The sequence below is a fragment of the Spirosoma arboris genome, from assembly GCF_009754945.1.
GTDB classification, from domain to species: Bacteria; Bacteroidota; Bacteroidia; order Cytophagales; family Spirosomataceae; genus Spirosoma; species Spirosoma arboris.
Genome location: NZ_WPIN01000022.1, coordinates 51,857 through 70,945, shown reverse-complemented (window position 1 = coordinate 70,945; position 19,089 = coordinate 51,857). Strand labels below are relative to the sequence as shown.

The 19,089-nt window shown below is 47.2% G+C and carries 15 protein-coding genes; 5 read left to right on the top strand and 10 right to left on the bottom strand.

Annotated elements, in window-relative coordinates; genetic code table 11:
• Positions 1–536: 536 nt before the first annotated feature.
• The 3 genes from GO755_RS35280 (at position 537) to GO755_RS35270 (ending at position 4,058) form a co-directional block, all read left to right on the top strand.
• Positions 537–1,634, top strand: a complete 1,098-nt coding sequence (locus tag GO755_RS35280; protein ID WP_157590151.1) for a Nif3-like dinuclear metal center hexameric protein — start codon at positions 537–539, stop codon at positions 1,632–1,634.
• A 116-nt stretch (positions 1,635–1,750) separates the two neighbouring features.
• Positions 1,751–2,506, top strand: coding sequence for a zinc ribbon domain-containing protein (locus GO755_RS35275; protein ID WP_111349440.1), 756 nt, complete (start codon positions 1,751–1,753; stop codon positions 2,504–2,506).
• An 88-nt stretch (positions 2,507–2,594) separates the two neighbouring features.
• Positions 2,595–4,058, top strand: a complete 1,464-nt coding sequence (locus tag GO755_RS35270) for a tetratricopeptide repeat protein (RefSeq protein ID WP_157590150.1) — start codon at positions 2,595–2,597, stop codon at positions 4,056–4,058.
• Between the two features lie 74 nt (positions 4,059–4,132).
• Here GO755_RS35270 and GO755_RS35265 read toward each other — a convergent pair whose 3' ends face one another.
• The 5 genes from GO755_RS35265 to GO755_RS35245 all read right to left on the bottom strand — a co-directional run bounded on the left by GO755_RS35265 (position 4,133) and on the right by GO755_RS35245 (position 8,207).
• Positions 4,133–5,320 carry a phosphoglycerate kinase gene (locus GO755_RS35265; protein WP_157590149.1) on the bottom strand — a complete coding sequence of 396 codons (1,188 nt, stop codon included), beginning with the start codon at positions 5,318–5,320 and terminating at the stop codon, positions 4,133–4,135.
• 81 nt (positions 5,321–5,401) lie between these two features.
• Positions 5,402–5,806, bottom strand: a complete 405-nt coding sequence (gene vapC, locus GO755_RS35260) for a type II toxin-antitoxin system VapC family toxin (RefSeq protein WP_157590148.1) — start codon at positions 5,804–5,806, stop codon at positions 5,402–5,404.
• The gene (locus GO755_RS35255) at positions 5,794–6,009 is read right to left on the bottom strand and encodes a type II toxin-antitoxin system VapB family antitoxin (RefSeq protein ID WP_157590147.1); all 216 of its coding nucleotides are present in this window, start codon (positions 6,007–6,009) and stop codon (positions 5,794–5,796) included. The genes vapC and GO755_RS35255 overlap by 13 nt, the downstream gene beginning before the upstream one ends.
• A gap of 43 nt (positions 6,010–6,052) precedes the next feature.
• Positions 6,053–7,243 (bottom strand): hypothetical protein, encoded by a 1,191-nt coding sequence (locus GO755_RS35250; protein ID WP_157590146.1) that lies wholly within the window; start codon positions 7,241–7,243, stop codon positions 6,053–6,055.
• Positions 7,230–8,207, bottom strand: a complete 978-nt coding sequence (locus GO755_RS35245; RefSeq protein ID WP_157590145.1) for a DUF2157 domain-containing protein — start codon at positions 8,205–8,207, stop codon at positions 7,230–7,232. Before GO755_RS35245 ends, GO755_RS35250 begins: the two co-directional genes overlap by 14 nt.
• Positions 8,208–8,236: 29 nt before the next feature.
• Here GO755_RS35245 and GO755_RS35240 point away from each other — a divergent pair, with 29 nt between their 5' ends.
• Positions 8,237–9,928, top strand: coding sequence for a VRR-NUC domain-containing protein (locus GO755_RS35240; RefSeq protein WP_157590144.1), 1,692 nt, complete (start codon positions 8,237–8,239; stop codon positions 9,926–9,928).
• Positions 9,929–9,936: 8 nt separating this feature from the next.
• Here GO755_RS35240 and GO755_RS35235 read toward each other — a convergent pair whose 3' ends face one another.
• The 5 genes from GO755_RS35235 to GO755_RS35215 form a co-directional block, all read right to left on the bottom strand.
• On the bottom strand, positions 9,937–10,983 hold the full coding sequence (locus GO755_RS35235; RefSeq protein WP_157590143.1) for an LLM class flavin-dependent oxidoreductase: 1,047 nt from the start codon (positions 10,981–10,983) through the stop codon (positions 9,937–9,939).
• 94 nt (positions 10,984–11,077) lie between these two features.
• Positions 11,078–11,875, bottom strand: a complete 798-nt coding sequence (locus tag GO755_RS35230; RefSeq protein WP_157590142.1) for an SGNH/GDSL hydrolase family protein — start codon at positions 11,873–11,875, stop codon at positions 11,078–11,080.
• Positions 11,876–11,934: 59 nt separating this feature from the next.
• Positions 11,935–12,915, bottom strand: a complete 981-nt coding sequence (locus tag GO755_RS35225) for an SGNH/GDSL hydrolase family protein (protein WP_157590141.1) — start codon at positions 12,913–12,915, stop codon at positions 11,935–11,937.
• A 226-nt stretch (positions 12,916–13,141) separates the two neighbouring features.
• Positions 13,142–15,631 carry a glycoside hydrolase family 95 protein gene (locus GO755_RS35220; RefSeq protein WP_157590140.1) on the bottom strand — a complete coding sequence of 830 codons (2,490 nt, stop codon included), beginning with the start codon at positions 15,629–15,631 and terminating at the stop codon, positions 13,142–13,144.
• Positions 15,632–15,781: 150 nt separating this feature from the next.
• Positions 15,782–16,654, bottom strand: coding sequence for an AraC family transcriptional regulator (locus GO755_RS35215; protein ID WP_157590139.1), 873 nt, complete (start codon positions 16,652–16,654; stop codon positions 15,782–15,784).
• Between the two features lie 129 nt (positions 16,655–16,783).
• On the opposite strand from GO755_RS35215, the gene GO755_RS35210 reads away from it, so the two are divergent.
• The gene (locus tag GO755_RS35210; RefSeq protein WP_157590138.1) at positions 16,784–19,087 is read left to right on the top strand and encodes a DUF5703 domain-containing protein; all 2,304 of its coding nucleotides are present in this window, start codon (positions 16,784–16,786) and stop codon (positions 19,085–19,087) included.
• The last annotated feature ends 2 nt before the right edge of the window (positions 19,088–19,089 follow it).

The following is a 19,089-nucleotide window of genomic DNA, read 5'->3' as shown; positions in this document are numbered from 1 at the left end:
TACTAAACAAAAAAAAGATAGGCTGTTGTTTACTCATAGCCGATTCGACACAGTCGACAGGCTTATGAATTTCTAGTCAAACTTAGGTCATACCCAACTCACAGAAGCTTTGAAAGTCGTTCAAACTCTTTCATTTATGATCAGGTATCTAGGCTGTTAGCAATCAACTAGTTGCCTACTAGTTTTTTCGCCCTACTTTCGATTTTGTTCTATAAAATTTCAATTTTGTTGCAGCGATTCATTTAAGAAAATCCACCACCAAAAGTTATATTTTTCAGGACTTTCGCTCAGCGCCGTGCCACGGTTAGTTATGGCGCTTACTAGAACCGTGGCACGGCGCTGAGCGAAAGTCTTACTTTGCTGTATGCTGTTTAAAAAAGCGGAAAATAAAACTGACAAATTAGACTGATCGTGCAATTCGACGCAGCAGCGCGAATTGACGCTAAAGTTCAACCGTTGTACTGAGGCCTTCCAATAAACGTCGTTACTTTTGCAAACTTTATTGCCACTTATCCAAGTTAGCCTGTATTGCCCATATGCCTCAAATTCGTCAACTGACTTCGTATCTCGAATCGCTCGCTCCACTTGCCTACCAGGAATCGTACGACAATTCAGGTTTAATCGTGGGGGACCCTTCGGTCGAAATTACGGGAGTTTTAGTGACGCTCGATACAACCGAAACCGTTGTGGATGAGGCTATTGCCAAAGGATGTAATCTTATTGTGGCACACCATCCGATTGTGTTCAAAGGCTTAAAAAAGCTGAATGGTAAAACCTACGTTGAGCGAACAGTAATCAAAGCCATAAAACATGACATTGCCATCTATGCCGCGCACACTAACTTAGACAATGTAACTGGTGGCGTCAATTTCAAGATTGCGGAAAAACTCAAGCTCCAAAATGTGCGGGTATTAGCCCCTAAATCGCAGGTATTGAGCAAACTGGTCGTGTTCGTACCCGATTCCAATTTAAGTGCCGTATTGACTGCTATCTATGAAGCAGGAGGGGGGCGCATTGATACATATGAGCACTGTTCATTTCGCGTAAATGGCGAAGGGACGTTTAAACCATTACCCGGAGCCAACCCAACGGTTGGGGTAATTGATCAGGATGAAACGGTCAATGAACAACGGTTGGAAGTGCTTCTGCCAACGTACCTGGAAAACTCTATCGTGGCCGCCATGAAGAGTGCCCATTCGTATGAGGTTCCAGCGTACGATCTCTATCCACTTAATAATGCCAATCAGACAGTTGGTTCGGGGGCGGTAGGTGAACTGACTGAACCGCTGGAAAGCGCACAGTGGCTTTCGTACCTGAAACAGCATATGGCGTTGAACCTGATCCGATACACCCCTTTGCCTAACCATCCGATCAAACGCATAGCCGTGTGTGGGGGTGTAGGAAGTTTCCTATTACCCGATGCACTTCGGGCTGGAGCCGACGTGTTTGTTACTGCCGATTACAAATACCACGAGTTTTTCGACGCCGACGGTCGTATTTGTATCTGCGATATTGGGCACTATGAAAGCGAGGTATTTACGAAAGAATTGATTTTCGGGCATTTGGCAAAAAAATTTACTACTTTTGCGGTAATTTTATCTGAAACCGACACAAATCCGGTTCGATACTTTTAATGAATAGTGTATAGTGAATAATGTAAAACCCTGAATTTATTAATTTTCAGACAGTTAGCATAGATCTCATTATACATTAAACATTATTCATTATACATTAAAACACAAATCTCCGAATGGAACTGACGATTGCGCAAAAATTAGATGCTCTCCTGAAACTACAATCTCTTGATTCTCAACTAGATGAACTAATCAAAATTCGCGGTGGATTGCCTGAAGAGGTACGCGATCTGGAAGATGACATCGCTGGCTTCGAAACCCGGATTGGTAAGTTTCAAAGCGAAATCAAGACATTAGAAGAAGAAATTGAGCGCAATCGCGTTGCTAAAAAAGATGCCGAAAAGCTGATCACTAAATATAAGGATCAGCAGATGAACGTTCGGAACAACCGCGAATTCGACGCTATTTCTAAGGAAATTGAACTACAATCGCTTGAAATCGAACTGGTTGAAAAACGGGCGAACGAAGCTCAATTCCGCGTTCGGGGCAAAGAAGAAGAAATCAAAACGACCCAGGCGGCTCTTAACGAGCGGAAAGAAGACCTGAAAGCTAAAAAGCAGGAACTCGATCAGATCACGTCGGAAAGCCAGGAAGAAGAGAAAGAAATCATCAAGCAACGCGATCATCAGGCGACTACCATTGAGCCACGTTTGTTGAATTCTTACAACAAAATTCGTGGTAACGCTCTCAACGGTCTGGCCGTTGTTATGGTGAAACGCGGAGCTTGTGGTGGCTGCTTCAATGTGGTACCACCCCAGCGTCAGGCTGATATTAAAGACAAAAAGAAAATCATCGTTTGCGAACACTGCGGACGGATTTTCGCGGATGTCGAAGGTGTTCCCGAGCCTGCTCCAACGGGCCGTGGACGGTAGTTTCACTAAGTCATTGAATGAAAAAGGTCGTCCATTGGCGACCTTTTTTGCTTTCCTACAGTTTTTATGGCTTGAACCAGCCGGTACAATGCGCTATTTATTCCTTTTCCTGTTGACAATTAGCGCTGCCCACGCTCAGGACTTTGTGTGGACTCCCGGTTTACAACGCGCCTATGCCGATTTGCAAAAATTAAAAGTTCAGTCAGCTAAACAGGCACTGACAACGGAAATCGGACAAAATGGAGTTCGCATCTTTCTGGATGATTATGCCGATATGCTCCTTCTCGTCACCTCCGACGATGACCGAGCCTTTGCTACTCTGAGCGACCGTGAAGACGACCGGCTGGATGCGCTAAAAAAATTAGACAACAATTCGCCCTGGCAACGGGTCTTCCTGGCTGAAGTACGTTTGCACTGGGCTTTCAGTAAACTCAAATTTGGCAAAGAACTTAGCGCAAGTTGGGATGTTATTCGGGCCTACAAGCTACTTAGTGAAAACCAGAAGCTGTTTCCGAATTTCCTGCCGACCTACAAATCACTTGGTACTCTACATGTTATGATTGGCTCGGTACCCGACAATTATAGTTGGGTAGCCAATTTGCTGGGCCTTCATGGTAATATCAAACAGGGACAACAGGAACTCCAACGGGCGCAACAGGACCCGACCTTCCAGCTCGAAGCCCGGCTGATCGACTTGATGGTGCGCGCTTACGTACTGAAATTTGGTGATTCTGATGAACAAGCTCTTCAACAGTTAGTTAGCGAGCATGCGGATAATCTACTGCTGCATTTTTTCGGGGCCACTATCGAACAGAAAAATGGACATAGCGAACAAGCACTTGCCTATCTGACGAAACGACCCATGAGTTCAGCCTATCAATCCCTGCCGGTTATCGAAAATATCCTGGGCGATATTTACCTTCAAAAAGGCGACTATGCAACTGCAACGACTCATTTCAGGCAATTTTTAGCCACCTATAAAGGTCAGAATTTCCTAAAGGATTCGTATTACAAGTTGTTTCTCTGTCAGTGGTTAGCTCCTAATCAAATCGACGTGCAGGCCGCACCTCTTTTGCAAAAGGTATTAGCAGTTGGTCGGACAACGGTCGAGTCAGACAAGGCTGCTCAGAAATTCGCTGAAGCCTATTTTAAAAAGGGTGCCTCGCCTAACCAGAAAATTCTGATGCGGGCACGACTAGCTTCGGATGGTGGATTTACGGATAGTGCCCTGGCTTACCTTCGCCCATATAGTGATGCGAACTTTTCCCTAACACCTGAAAAAGCAGAATACAATTACCGCCTGGGACGCATCTACCAACGTCGGAATGAGCCCGACTCGGCCATTCCTTACCTCAACCGTGCTCTCGCCCTCAGTGAGCCCGATCAGTTGTCATTTGGAGCAACGGCAGCCTTACAACTGGGCTATATTTACCAACAAAAAAACGACCGGACGCATGCCCGATCGTTTTTTCAGAAAGCCCTCAGTTTCAAGCACCACGAGTATAAAAACAGCGTAGACAATAAAGCGAGAGCGGGACTAAGTGGGTTGTAAGGCAAAACGGCCAAACATACGCCATATATCTGAAGATATGGCGTATGTTTGGCCGTATCTATTTTTATTACTAACTACTCCAGAGCTGCTACACCTGGCAGTACTTTGCCTTCCATGTATTCCAACAACGCACCACCACCGGTTGAAACGTAGCTGACACGGTCGCCGTAACCAGCCTGGTTAACAGCTGCCGCTGAATCACCTCCGCCGATGAGCGAGAAAGCGCCGTTTTCTTCGGTTGCTTTCACGACGGCTTCGGCAATGGCATTGGTGCCTTTGGCAAAATTTTCAAATTCAAATACACCCATTGGACCATTCCAAAGGACCGTTTTAGAGTTGGCAACGACCTCACTAAATAGTTTAATGGTCTCGGGGCCAATGTCCAGACCCTGCCAGCCATCCGGAATCTGACCCGTCGGAACAATCTGCCGGTTGGCATCATTCGAGAATGAGTCAGCACACAGATTATCGAGCGGCATGTAGATTTTCACGCCTTTCTCTTCCGCCTTTTTCAACAATTCGAGTGCTAGCTCTTGTTTGTCAGCCTCGAGTAACGAATTTCCAATCTGTCCACCCTGTGCCTTCGTGAAGGTATACGTCATACCACCACCAATGATCAGGTTGTCCACATTGTCGAGTAGTTTCTCGATAATCAGGATCTTGTCGGAGATTTTAGCTCCGCCCATGATGGCCGTGAACGGACGTTCGGCATTGCCTAACACCTTTTTAGCATTCTCTAGCTCGGCTTCCATTACATAACCCGCCACACGATCCGTAAAGAACTGACCCATTATAGCAGTACTGGCATGAGCACGGTGAGCGGTTCCAAAGGCATCATTAACCCAGACATCGCCCAGACTAGCGAGTTTCTTCGCGAATTCTATATCGCCTTTTTCCTCTTCCTTGTAAAAACGAAGGTTTTCGAGCAGCAGGATTTCGCCCGGTTGCAAGCTAGCTGCCAAATCAGTAGCCGACTGTCCAATGCAATCGTCCGCAAATTTTACCTCGCGGCCAAACGCTTCTTTCAACGCGGGCAACAGATGCTTAAGCGAATATTTTTCTTCAGGCCCACCCTTTGGCCGACCCAGGTGTGACATCAAAATGGCAGAGCCACCGTCGTTCACAATTTTCAGAACGGTTGGAATGGTGGCCTTAATACGAGTGTCGTCGGTAATATTGTACGCCTTATCGAGGGGTACGTTGAAGTCTACCCGAACGAGGGCTTTCTTGCCAGCAAAGTTGTAGGAATCTACGGTTTTCATGCGACTGCGTATGGTCGTTGGTTTGCGAGGCCAAACTTAGCAGTTTTTCGGCAGACGCAAACGCGAAGTTTATCGCTGTCGTTACAAAACGGTTACTCGAAGGGCTGTATGAAGGGCAATCTGATCGAAGTCAATATCATTATGCAATACCTCAATACCATAAAAGATGGCGTAATGGGCAATGAGACAATCATTGGGTTTACGTATCGTAACGCCCTTTTTACGAAGCAAGCGATATAGTTTGGCAGCTTCAATAGCGGCATCTTCGGGGGCAATATGTAGGAATTTGCATGCTAATAAATTCCGTTTTACTCGTTCAAACTGGCCATCATCACGTATACCCTGCAAAACCTCCTGCAAAATAGTTGGCGTTAAACAAATCAGATCTTTACCTGCCAATGATTCAGCAACCAAGCCAGTCCGAGCATCTTGAACACCTCGAAAGCAATCTACCCAAACAGATGTATCAACAATTATTGATCCCATTCATTTAAGGTTGTGTCTGTCCGAATTTGGTTTAAATCACCTTCCCATTCAACCTGGCCAAACAATGACGCTAAATCCTTACGACGCATCATATTGATATATTCCTGCAGAGCCAGCTCAACAACTGCTTTCTTCGTTTTTATATGACTAATCTCCATTGCCACCTGAAGCAGTTCATCACTTATATCAATATTAGTTCGCATACGATAGTTTATTTATACACAAAGATAACGATTTCTATACACATCAATACTTCCCTTCGCTGCCGGCCCCGCCAAAGTCTCCGTCGCCAAATCGAAGATCGTTTTTTGGACCATGATGGATCGAACTTGTAGCCTGAACCACAGTAGCGGTAGCCGCATTCATAAAAAACTCGTTTGGCGAATCGTCGTCGGGTGCATCAGTAAAGCCATACTTTGGCTGACGAAGATAGCGGACACCGACAATAGCTATCCCAATCAAAACCAAGCCACCGATCGTTAGGGCTACATTGAGCGGTACAAGAGCCGTGTATTCATGTGCAGTTGCCACGGCAGCAATCAATCCCAAAACGCCCAGAATTATCAACATCCGGTTCTTCTTGGTTAATCCCTGCCATACATAAACGGCTGGAATGCCAAATGTTAGAAACCAAAACAGCCATGGTAACCCAAGTTCAGGAGCATCTATATGTCTGGAACCGATCAGGCTGGTTTTCAGCAGTATTCCGTTCAATTCCCGCACTACAAAATAATTACTACTGGCGACCAACACAATCAGCGCAATCCACTGCGCCAGATTCAGCGGATCGGTATAATATACCTGCTTTGGATTTTGAATGATAACCTGACGAACAACTACATATATGATAAGTGAAATGCTCATCATGACGAACGGCAAGGCACCTTTGCCCCAGTTATAGTTGAGCAATCCATCGAAAACAGCAGTATAGAATGTCGCCAGCGTAAGAAAAGCAATCAGCGTATCGCCGTAATACCAGAGAATAAGTACCAGTAAAGGCAGCGTCAGGAAACAATGGACGCTAAGGGAAAGGCCATCGGGCAGAAACTGGTTGAAGCCGAAGGCCAAAAAGCCAGCCATCGTCACGACAAACGCATTATCAATCCCGTTCCGGTATAGTAATCGCCGATTGATTAGTAGCATCCCAACCAGCCCCACGGCAATCCCAAATGCGATGTTAAATACACCATAGGTCGTTGATGATTCTGAAAATAGCGAGAACATACTGGCTGGCAGCAGATAACAAGCCAGAATAGCCACCGTTGTAAAGAGAAACAACCCGATTTCGAGGAAGCCGTTCGTCTGCCGAAACTCCACCGGGTATGCTTTTCGCACAGCAGTCATCTGCTCGTCGGAGAGTAGCGTTTGCCGATGCCATTGCTCGGCCTGCTCCAGAATGTTGCGGTTATAAATCCATTGTTCGTTATAGGCTTTCATTGGTGCGGATTCGTTTGGTGAACTGGTTCATTAGATAATAGACTAACGCAATACCTGTCACGATGAAATACCAGAAATAGGGATCGTCGCTACTGAAATCCATGTAGTGAAAAAATAGATACGTGGTCCCAATGTAACCGTAGACCACGGCCATCAGCAGGAACAAAAATGAGCTATCCTGTCTCGAATAGCGATCAAGGGCGAAACAGGCTACGGCCAGCCCCAGCGCAAACCACAACCGCATCCCATCGAAGTTGAACAGACCGCCCAATAGTGCCACCATCAATAGGTTTCCGGCCATAGTCAGGTACGTATAGGTGAAGTGAGGTTTAATTCGCCTTCGATCAAGAATCAATGCGGCACCAATCAGGACAAGCGCAAGTATAATGGCCGAAAAGACAGTATCCTGGTCAAAAAAGTTGGTTTTAAAATACAGTTCCAACGGACGCACGGTAACGCCCACCCATGAAATCAGCGCAGTTAAGGCCATACCTAAAATACCCCGGTGGTCGAAGCGGTAAGCGAGTGGCAGAAATAATAAAGCAGGCAATAATGTAACCAGACCGTAGCGATTCCCGAAGACATTGTAGGCATATTGGGCATATCCTTCGAGGGTTAGAAATAACAGGCAAGCCAAAATCAGGGCGTAATCGCCGAAAGTTGACCGGCTTTTGGTTTCTTTCAGTGTCCAGTCGGGTCGATACCGCCAGGCGAAGTAGAAACACCCGACACAGGCCAATGCAATGGCCGCCAGCAAAGCACCGTGACCAATCTGGTCGAAGTTATCATAAACCAGTAGTCCTAGTCCTGAGCTCAATAGAAGGATGCCCATGTACAGCATTGACCGGAGCTCCCAATGAAGCGAAAAGGGCCTTTTCTGCTCAATAGCTGCAATTTCGGTCTGCTGCTTTGGTGGCAAAATACCCTGCTTATTAAGTTCATTTAGAACGTCAGTTGGGGACATAAATAGGTATTTTTTTGTTACTATAAAGCATGGTTGGACGACAGAAAATTATTCTCACCCCTCGGTATTACCTCGACAATTTCCGCTATGTGCTGGACTTTGTCAAACGGCTGTATGGTGGTTTATTGAACGATGCTGAATGGGATTTTGTGCGCCGGTTTGACGAGTTGAGTCTCGATGCCCAGTGCCTGTATGTCCGTTTCAGCAATCGCAAAGGACTCTTTTTTCGCATCAACAAACTACAGTATACCGAAATAACTGACTTACCCGCAGCTGTTGGCGAACTTCTCAGCGCCGGATTCATTGAGCGGTTATCCGCCAATCACACCGCTATGGGTGAGGCTGCATTGAGCGTTTTCACGAAACCCGAATTGCTCGATCTACTGCCCTTAGAGCCGGAAGAAGTTAAGGCATTGGCCAAAGAGAAGAAAGAAAGTGTTGTACGCTATGCATTAAACGAACTTGATTTCGGCGAGATTGTTACGAGCCTGACCACACGCGAAACAGTCATAAGGATGAATTTCGAGGCCGAGGGTATGATGGTTAAATACCTGTTTTTCGGTAATCGAGGCAACAATATGACCGAGTTTGTGATCCGCGACTTGGGTATGGTCAACTTCGAACGGTATGATGAAAGCAAGCTTACGGCCCGTTTTCGTACCCGCAAAGAAGTAGAAGATAAGCTGTTGATTTCACTGACAAATGAGGAATTTCACGATCTTAAAGAGGCCGAAACCCCTGCCGACGATATTTATAACTGGTTTTTAAACTGGAACGAAACTCGCCCTGAACTGACCGAAATCGCCATTCCTGGTTATCAGAAATTAGTCTGTCGGGTTGGGGCTTATCTGGAACGGCAAAAATTGCCGGAACAGGCCTTATCGGTTTATGAACTCTCCGATCGCGTACCAGCTCGTGAACGGCGTGTTCGGTTATTATTTCGCAACGGTGCGATAGACGAAGCCCTTGCCCTCTGCGACGAAATTGCCGTAAACCCATTGAACGCCGAAGAGCGCTATTTTGCAAATGATTTTCGTGAGAAAATCCTGGGGCTGAGTGAGAAAAAACGGACGCGTAAAGCCACAACACGTTTTTTGTTGGATGCTGAAAGTGTCAATATACCAGCAGCTTACCGCCATCACGTGGAAGCGGGCGTGATGAATTATTACCTGGAGCAGGATTTCGATGCGGCTTTCACGGAAAACTACCCCTGGCGTGGCCTGTTTGGATTGGTTTTCTGGGACATTATTTATGATGCCAATGTATCGGCTATTCATCACCCGCTGCAACGGGCTCCATCGGATTTTTACCTGCCCGATTTTTATTTAAAACGCGAAGACTTACTAAAAAAGCGCCTTTCTGAACTCGACACAAAAGAGGATTGGCGACGGCATACGGGCCGTATGTTCAACGCCAAATATGGTATTACAAATGTTCTGGTCGATTGGTCGGATGAGTTGCTCACACTGGTTCAGCGTATGATTGAGTTGTTGAGCGTTGACCAGCTCCGACTGATTTTGCTCGAAATGGCACGAAACGTCCGTGAGCACACGCGCGGTTTTCCTGATTTACTCATCTGGAATGAGCAGGGAGATTATGACTTTGTCGAAGTAAAATCTCCCACCGATCACCTTGGCCCGCAGCAACTGCATTGGCTGGAATTTTTTCAGACAATTGGCGTGCGGGCAAAAGTGATGCGGGTAATCTGGGAGTTAATGTAGAAGCAGGTTTATTTTACTGGTTTAGACGCCAGCGCTTTTCGAACTTCAGGTGCCACTTTCGTTCCGAATAATTCAATGGCGTGAAGCATTTTCGTATGCGGTAGATCATGCCCGCTAATCATCTGAGCCAGGTAACGGGTATTCCCGAACAATTCATGAAAATACAGAATCTTGTCGATGATTTGCTGAGGACTACCCACCATTAGCGGTCCGTATTGACGACTTTGCTCAAACTGTGCTCTGGTAATTGGCGACCATCCCCGTTCCTTGCCAACCCGATTCATCAATAATTCGTAAGTCGGGAAAAACTCATCTGAAGCCTGTTGCGAATCGTCGGCCATGTAAAAATGAGAATTGATGGCCAGTTGCAATTGGCTTGCATCATGTCCAGCTCGTTGGGCTGCCTGCCGATATAAGTTTACGAATGAAACAAATCGATCTGGCGGACCGCCCAGAATAGCCAGGGTCATCGGTAAGTTCATCGTACCTGCCCGAACCGCCGATGCAGGGGTGCCTCCAACAGCTAGCCAGATTGGAATAGACGACTGATAAGGCCGGGGATAAACGCCCAGATGCTGAATAGATGCCCGATGTTTACCGACCCAGTCGACAACTTCGTGCTGATTTATATTGACCAGCAGATCCAGTTTTTCGGTGAACAGTTTGTCATAATCCCTTAAATCATAGCCAAACAAAGGAAATGATTCAATGAATGATCCGCGACCAGCCATAATTTCTGCCCGACCGTTCGAAATGAGATCCAGCGAAGCAAAATTCTGAAATGTCCTTACCGGATCGGCGGAACTTAATACCGTAACGGCACTGGAAAGTCGTATATTTTTAGTGATTGTAGCCGCTGCGGCCAGTATCACTTCGGGAGCAGATATAATAAAATCGGGTCGATGGTGCTCGCCCAACGCAAAGACGTCCAACCCTACTTCATCGGCCAATTTTATTTCTTCGAGAAGTTCCTGCATTCGCTGATGCGCATTAACCGCCTTCCCAGCTACGCCATCAGGCCTGACATCGCCAAAACTACTGATTCCTAATTCCATGATTGTTTTTACTGATATTCCCTTACAATCGCTTTAAACCCGGATACGGTTCCTGATTGCAGGTTAAAAACTACATGATGACAGGCTTTCTTCATTAGCTGTGCCGATATTTTTTCAGGAATTTAAGCCGGGTACTTACCTGCTTTATCCACTCGCGTGCCATCAACTCATGGGCAAAAACGGTCGGGTGAATTCCATCCCAAATCCAGTATTCGGCGGGCGCTTTTGTGATCGCCTTGTCGAATAAGGCCGGGTAGTCGACAAGTACCGCATTAAACTCAGTGGCTAATTTCTGCACAATGACTTGTCGTTTTGCGGTATCATCACGCCACAGCTCCCAGTTTTCTTTCCGCTTCCCAACAGGGTAGACGAACGGTAAACCCAGCACAAACAGCGTATCTGGATTTTGACGTTTACTGTCGGTGAGCAACCCTCGATAAATACTTTCGAACTGTTCCAGACTGATTGCCTCGGCCGATTTATTAATAACGGCGCCCGCATCATTAATACCAATTAGCAGACTCAGTACATCCGGTTTAAGGTCGAGGGTATCGGCTTGCCAGCGCTTTTGAAGGTCGGTCACTTTGTTTCCGCTGATGCCCCGATTGTAAAACGTGAAACCATCTTCCGGGAAATCGGCGCCGATCCGGCTGGCTATCGAAAAGGCATAGCCGTGCCCCATTATATGGTTCGGATCAGTAGTTCGCCCCCGGTTACCGTCGGTAATCGAATCGCCCTGAAACAGAAAAACGAGCCCTTTGTCTTTAGTAGATTCGACCGATGAATCGTCTGTGAGTTCATGCGCTGGCAACAAGCCTGGAGGTAAACTCGGGACTAAGCCTGCTAATGCAGACGATTTAAGAAAGGAGCGTCTTGACGCTTTAAAAGACATGGTAATTCGTACGATTAGTCTGGTGTATAACGTCAGGTTGTTAGGTCAAATCGCTTTGCCTATTTCGGTGATATTGTTTTCGGGGCAGCTCCCTTGACAACTGCCCGAATTTGGGTCTCCAATTCATCGTAACGTTGCCGGGCTTCGGCCATTGGAATTCCCTGACGCATTTCGGGGCGTTTATGACCCGTAGCGCTTAGCCACGCATCTTTCATAATAGCCTGACGTTGACTCACCAGGTTCATGATTTCTTCTCCCCTAGGATTGACTGACAATGTAGCGTGTACGTCAGGAGCATTTGCTACGTTCTCGCCGAGGTAGCTTAATACAGCTTGAGCCATCAGCCAGTGCCCTTCTTCGCCAGGATGAACGCCATCTTTGGCTAACTTAAAGCTAGGATCGGTCTTTCTTTTTTCTTCCAGATAGTGCGTCATCGGGAAATGAATGTCGGCCACTTCCCACTTCAGCGAATCCCGTTGGGCAAGCAACCATTCGGCGTATTTATCCAGCGTAAGGTTGTAGCCTTTTGTACCTAGCTCTTTATCGTCATGAACGGGTGGTGTCAGGAAGACAATCCGTTTAGCACCCGTCTTCTCCAGTTCGGAATGCAGCCATTTCATGCCTTCCCGGTAAGGTCGGAAACGCGTTTCATCAAGCGGCAGGTAGATGCCGTCGTTCATGCCATAGCAGGCAAAAACCACATCTGGCTTCGTTTGGGCCAGCACTCTATCGAGCCGTTCGTGTAGATCAGGGCGGGGAAACCGGCCATCGGCATGATTCGGCTCACTAAGGCCCGACACCGTTTCGCTGGGTAGACCTACATTGATAAATTCGTACGATTGGGTAGGGTAGTGGCTAACGAAATAGGATTCGATGTCTGTGACATACGTACCTGCATAGGTGATGCTGTTTCCCAGAAACAGGACACGTTTCGTGCCTTTAGGAAAAGGCGCAGCGGTTTGTGCCTGAGCAAAGATGGATATAAGGAGGAGACTGAAAAGGAGAATAAAGCGACCTAAAGAAGGCTTGTCTTGTTCCATTGCTGCTTTTGTCTATTTCTAATCTTGATTTTATTTACTGGGTCAGCCCGTTCCCCCGTTCTCGCTTGGCTTCGCCGAGTGAGATCTATCGTTTCAAGGGCCTCTGGCCCGTTTTTGCTATAATACTCCGGCCAGAGGCCGTCAAAAAAATAGCCCTCACTCGGCGAAGCCAAGCGAAAACACAGAGATGACAAAAAACTAGCAACGTCTTATTTATTCCCACTAGCTATCGCATTACCAGCGTATAAACTTTCCCTGCTTCGGTATCAAAATCAACCAACTGAGTTTCGGCGATAGCAACCGGTTTAATGGCTGTCGCTTTGGGTGAAATCAGCGGCTTGGTAACGATGTCAATGGCGTAGAATGGGTTTGGGTTTGGCCCTTGAGCCGTAGTGAATTGTACCCCATCGCCACTAAGCGCATTGGGCAACCGAAGGCGACAGTTTCCGCCGAGGTTCGATTTAATAGTGACCTTCGCCACCTTACCATCTTTCCATTCCAGCGAAACAATCTCGAAACCACCCCGCGCCCGTAAACCCGAAATATGCCCATCTTTCCAGCCATCGGGTAAGGCCGGTAATAGATGCAAAGCACCGTCGTGACTTTGCATGAGCATTTCGGTGATGCCCGACGTACAGCCAAAATTACCATCGATCTGAAAGGGCGCGTGAGCATCGAACAGGTTATTATACGTGCCACCGCCCCCTTCATTGACACCAACCGGAGTAAGCTGATTTTGAATCAGTTTGTAGGCATGATTACCGTCCTGCATGCGTGCCCACCAGTTCACTTTCCAGCCCATGCTCCAGCCAGTCGAAATATCACCGCGTTGAATAAGTGTTGTTCTGGAGGCACTGAATAATTCTGGATTACGGTAAGGCGAAATCTGTTGTGAGGGGAATAAACCGTAGAGGTGCGAGATATGCCGATGCTTATCATTTGGATCATCCAGGTCATCAATCCACTCCTGCAATTGCCCGTACTTACCCACCTGCATAGGTGGAAGGCGCTGCCTGACAGTGAGTAAGGTATCCACAAATCGATCATCTGTGTTCAATGCTCGGGCGGCTCGCATCGCTACCGTCAGCATATCGTAAACAATCTGATTATCCATAGTACAGCCCGCATCAAACGAAATCCCTTTGCGGAAATCCGGTGCGTTTTCGGGTGATGTTCCTGGGTTGATAACGAGATAGTTGCGTTTAGGGTCTTCTACTAAATCATCGACGAAAAAGGTCGCAGCTCCTTTCAGAATCGGGTAAATTTCGGCCAGATATTTTTTGTCACCGGAGTATAGATAGCGTTCCCACAAATGCTGAGAAAGCCAGGCACCCCCCATACTCCACACGCCCCAATAAATAGCATCCACTGGCCCGGTAATTCGCCATAGATCGGTGTTATGGTGTGCCATCCAGCCTCGGGCGCCGTACATCACCCGAGCAGTTTCTGGACCGGTCTCCGACAGTTCCTTCACCATTTGCAGGAGTGGATCATGCATCTCGCTCAGGTTGGTTTTTTCGGCAGGCCAGTAGTTCATCTGGGTGTTAATATTGATCGTATACTTACTGTCCCAGGGCGGGTCCATGCGGTCATTCCAGATGCCTTGTAAGGTCGCGGGTTGATTATGAAAGCCGTCATTGGCGTGTAGGGATACGTCGGGCTGCGACGCTGAAATGAGTAGATATCGTCCGTATTGAAAATAAAGGCTGACTAACTGTGGATCATTGGCCGACGCAAATTCTTTCAATCGAATATCGGTGGGTTTGTGAATAGCATCTGAACTACCCAAGTCAATTTTTACCCGATTAAAATACTTTTGATAGGTTCGTATGTGCTCGTTCAGCAATTGCAGATACGGTTGTTTACTGGCTTTGGCCAGATATTGCTTCGACCGCTGTACGGCGTCGGCGCTCAGGTTGTGATAATTTACATAATTCGTGGCGATGGAAATCAGAATGGAGACCGAAGTTGCGTTTCGTACCTGAATAGTCGAATCGGTTGTGGAGAGGGAGCCGCCTTCTGTTTGGATGTGGGCAATGCCATCAAATTTGACCTGACCTTCCACGCCTTCATGACCCGCCGTCATCCCATGAAGAATCAACTCATTTTTGCGGGCGATGATTGTCGCGTTCTTTTGCAAAGTTGACAGACTTGCCGTGAACGAAAGCATACCCGGCTTATTTGCCGACAATCGAACGACGACCGTTTGGGCGGGGACAGAAGCAAAGACATTTCGGGTGTATGTAACGCCATCGACCTGATACTGAGTTGTGGCGATGGCTTTTTCAATATCCAGTTCCCGATAATAGTTCGTGTAAGTTTCATGCCCTGGAAAATGCAACTGTAGGTTGCCCACCGGCTGAAACATCTGCCCGTTCGACTTTTGGGACTGCATGGTGCGTTCGGCCAGCTTTTGGGCTTCCCCCTGTTTTCCCGCAAAGACCAATCGCCTGATTTCAGGGAGCGATGCTCTGGAGTCGGGATTATCATTGCGATTAGGGCTTCCTGTCCAGACCGTACTTTCATTCAACTGAATTGTCTCATTAGCCACATTACCATACACCATAGCGCCCAGGCGCCCATTGCCAACGGGTAGGGCATCGGTCCAAACCGTGTTGGCGGGTTTATCGTACCAGAGTTTTAAGGAAGTCGGATTTTGGGCAAAAACCGGGAAGGTAAAGCGCAGGAGTACCGTTAGGAGCAGTAAATTCTTCATTGGAGGGTAAAGACGTATGACTTTGCTGGATACTGAAAAAGCACTAGCTATTTCAATTTTGTAAAGTTTGGTGGAATTAGACGAATTCAACGCAATTTGGTCATAAGTAAAGAAAGCGCCTTGTTGAATCAGACGGCACTGTGCAGGCGTCTACATCTGCCAGGCCGTTTCGCGATACTGACCGGGAGGAATACCAAACCGACGTTTAAACAGCCTGGAAAAGTAATAAATACTTGGTATGCCGACTGATTCGGCAACGCTTTTTAGAGCCATTGAGGAAGTCATCATCAGGAGTTGTGCCCGTTCCAGGCGCTTGTTGATAATGTAATCCATTGGACGAATGCCCACAATACTCAGAAATAAGCGAGAGAAATAATCGGCGTTCAAATGGGCGTTACGGGCCAATTGGTCCACCGTTAGCTTATCATGCAGGTGACTGTCGATGTATTGTAAGACCGATGCCAGTTGATGAAATCCTTTCGCCCGCTGCTGATCCTGATCATTCTCCGAGCCTAAAAAACGGGAAAATAATTGGAGCAAAATGCCACTCGTTTCAACGAACTGACTCATCGACTGATTTGGTTTGGGCTGGTTAAATGGCAACACTTCTGGCCGATTGTCGTAGGTCTTTGGGTCCGATTGGGTAATGGCTCGCCCTGGATTCTGTGCTAAAAGGCGATCCATTAGCGCGTAATCAATCGGCTCAGCTTTGACCTCGTAAGCCATTGACTTTAGGTCGTAAATGGACAAACCTTCCTGCAACTGATCGAAGAAGCTGATATAATATTGCTCCAGAAACTGGTCGCAGTGATAGCGACTGTACGTGAAACTGGGAATCAAATATAAATAGCCCGGTTTGAGGGTGAATTTCTGTCCGTTGTGCAAAACCCAGCCTTCTCCAGCCGTAATTAAATAAAGCCTGGAGAACGGACTAACAACATTATCGTATTGCCAGCGGGAATCCAACTGGATAAATCCCATGTGCAGCAGACTCAGGTGCAGACTTTTTACACTATCGAACATAGGAAGCCGGAGCGAGTAAATGGAGTAGGGCCAGGGAAAGTCGGATTTGTGTAAAAGAAAGCCGTTATCATGGATTTACTAATGGGACAAAGTCAACATATTTTTGTATTCGATTCTTTTCTGTTTTCCATGAAATACATTCTCCGAATTCTTTTGCTGATTTTCGCTGGTTCTTTACAAGCCTGGGGCCAGTCAGAAACGAGCCAAACAGCCAATGTAATCTGGACGAGCCAAAGCAAAAACTCGTCGGAGTCGATGCCTTGTGGTGGGGGCGATATTGGGTTGAATGTGTGGGTAGAGAAGGGTGATATTTTAGTTTATCTAGCCAGAAGTGGCACCTTCGATGAGAACAACGCCATGCTGAAACTTGGCCGGGTTCGACTGAAACTATCGCCCAATCCGTTTAGTGGAACGGATTTTAAGCAAGAGCTAAAACTAGCCGAAGGCGGAGTGACCATAAGCGGAGGTAATGCACAAGTTCACTTGTGGGTTGATGTGTTCCGGCCTGTAGTACATATTGATGTCAAAAGCGCCAAACCTGTCAGTATATCAGTCGCTTACGAATCCTGGCGGTACGAAGATCACGTTGTGAAAAGCACCGAATTTAGAACAAATTCCTACAAAGCCCCGCAGAAATTCGACGTAGTAACCCGGAAAGATGACATTACTTTCAATGGGAACGGCATCCTGTTTTACCATCGCAATCGTAGCGATGCCGAGACTATTTTTGATTATACCGTACGACTGGAAGGCATGGACTCCGTAAAGGATAAACTGTTCGATCCGCTGAAAAACAACACATTCGGGGGGCTGATGCGCGGACAGAACATGAGGCCAATTGGCACGGATACAAGTACCTATGCCCATGCTCCGTTCAAAGCGTGGACGATAACTACGCCAAAACCAGTACGTGCGCAAACGATTGAGATTGGGCTTAATGTCGCTCAAGCAAATACGCTTGATGATTGGAAGGCGGACTTGGCTGGAATCATGAATGAAGCTGATCGCACCAAGAAAACGGCGCTTCAGAAAAGCCGGGACTGGTGGCGGCAATTCTGGAACCGGAGCTATATAGTGCTTGATAGTAAAGACACGGCAGTAGCTGCCATCTCCAAAAATTACCAACTCTTTCGTTATCAATTAGGCTGCAACGCCTATGGAAAATGGCCGACAAAATTCAACGGTGGCCTGTTCACCTTCGACCCGGAATTTGTCGATACGAAGTATCCTTATTCACCCGATTTTCGGTTGTGGGGCGGGGGAACTATGACGGCTCAGAATCAGCGACTGGTCTATCACCCAATGCTGAAAAACGGGGATTTCGATATGCTGAAATCCCAATTCGATTTCTACCTGCGAACACAGAAAAATGCCGAGTTACGGAGTCAGGTTTACTGGCAACATAACGGGGCCTGCTTTACCGAACAAATCGAAAATTTCGGCCTGCCGAACATCATGGAATATGGGACAAAACGTCCGGAAGGCTATGATCCCGGCATGGAATACAATGCCTGGCTGGAATATGAGTGGGATACTGTTTTTGAGTTTTGCCTGATGATGCTGGAAACTGAGCGTTACGAAGGTCGCGACATTACAGACTATGTTCCTTTTATCGAAAGTTGCCTCGCGTTTTATGATGAGCACTATCAGCAACTGGCAAAACAACGGGGAATTCGGCCCTTCGACGGACAGGGTTATTATATCCTGTACCCGACATCGGCCTGTGAAACCTACAAAATGACGTACAATTCAGCTACGGTCATTTCGGCGCTAAAGGTGATTCTTGGTCGTATGTTGGAACTGTCCGATAAATATCTAGATGCGAAACAGCGGGAAAAATGGGCTACGATGCTGAAACGGATTCCACCGCTGCCGTTTCAAGAGTATGAAGGTCACAAAACGTTAGCACCTGCCGTAGCCTGGGCCAGAATTCAAAACTCCGAATCGCCACAGTTATATCCGGTGTATCCGTGGGGTATTTACGGAGTCGGAAAGCCTGATCTGGACGTAGCCATAAATACCTGGAACTACGATACGCTGGTCGTTAAATACCGTAGTCACGTTGGCTGGCGACAGCATAGTATTTTTGCCGCCCGATTGGGTCTCACGGACGAAGCTACCCGCTTAACCAAACTGAAATTCAGTAACTCAACGCATCGATTTCCCACCTTCTGGGGCCCCGGTTTCGACTGGACACCCGACCACAACTGGGGCGGTTCGGCCATGATTGGACTACAGGAAATGCTGATGCAAACCGATGGGAAAACCATCCGGCTGCTCCCTGCCTGGCCTGCTGATTGGAACGCAACGTTCAAACTACACGCACCTTACAACACAACGGTAGAGGGTCGCGTTGTAAACGGCAAGCTTGAAAACTTAAAAGTAACCCCGCAGGAGAGGGCCAAGGATGTGATTCTGCCAAAGAGTAATTGACA

Excerpts from the sequence above, each read along its gene's own strand:
- GO755_RS35235 (WP_157590143.1), bottom strand. The coding sequence starts at position 10,983 with ATGGAATTAGGAATCAGTAGTTTTGGCGATGTCAGGCCTGATGGCGTA.
- GO755_RS35230 (WP_157590142.1), bottom strand. The coding sequence starts at position 11,875 with ATGTCTTTTAAAGCGTCAAGACGCTCCTTTCTTAAATCGTCTGCATTA.
- GO755_RS35245 (WP_157590145.1), bottom strand. The coding sequence starts at position 8,207 with ATGTCCCCAACTGACGTTCTAAATGAACTTAATAAGCAGGGTATTTTG.
- GO755_RS35215 (WP_157590139.1), bottom strand. The coding sequence starts at position 16,654 with ATGTTCGATAGTGTAAAAAGTCTGCACCTGAGTCTGCTGCACATGGGA.
- GO755_RS35225 (WP_157590141.1), bottom strand. The coding sequence starts at position 12,915 with ATGGAACAAGACAAGCCTTCTTTAGGTCGCTTTATTCTCCTTTTCAGT.
- GO755_RS35255 (WP_157590147.1), bottom strand. The coding sequence starts at position 6,009 with ATGCGAACTAATATTGATATAAGTGATGAACTGCTTCAGGTGGCAATG.
- GO755_RS35250 (WP_157590146.1), bottom strand. The coding sequence starts at position 7,243 with ATGAAAGCCTATAACGAACAATGGATTTATAACCGCAACATTCTGGAG.
- GO755_RS35240 (WP_157590144.1), top strand. The coding sequence starts at position 8,237 with ATGGTTGGACGACAGAAAATTATTCTCACCCCTCGGTATTACCTCGAC.
- vapC (WP_157590148.1), bottom strand. The coding sequence starts at position 5,806 with ATGGGATCAATAATTGTTGATACATCTGTTTGGGTAGATTGCTTTCGA.
- GO755_RS35275 (WP_111349440.1), top strand. The coding sequence starts at position 1,751 with ATGGAACTGACGATTGCGCAAAAATTAGATGCTCTCCTGAAACTACAA.
- GO755_RS35270 (WP_157590150.1), top strand. The coding sequence starts at position 2,595 with ATGCGCTATTTATTCCTTTTCCTGTTGACAATTAGCGCTGCCCACGCT.
- GO755_RS35265 (WP_157590149.1), bottom strand. The coding sequence starts at position 5,320 with ATGAAAACCGTAGATTCCTACAACTTTGCTGGCAAGAAAGCCCTCGTT.
- GO755_RS35210 (WP_157590138.1), top strand. The coding sequence starts at position 16,784 with ATGAAATACATTCTCCGAATTCTTTTGCTGATTTTCGCTGGTTCTTTA.
- GO755_RS35220 (WP_157590140.1), bottom strand. The coding sequence starts at position 15,631 with ATGAAGAATTTACTGCTCCTAACGGTACTCCTGCGCTTTACCTTCCCG.
- GO755_RS35280 (WP_157590151.1), top strand. The coding sequence starts at position 537 with ATGCCTCAAATTCGTCAACTGACTTCGTATCTCGAATCGCTCGCTCCA.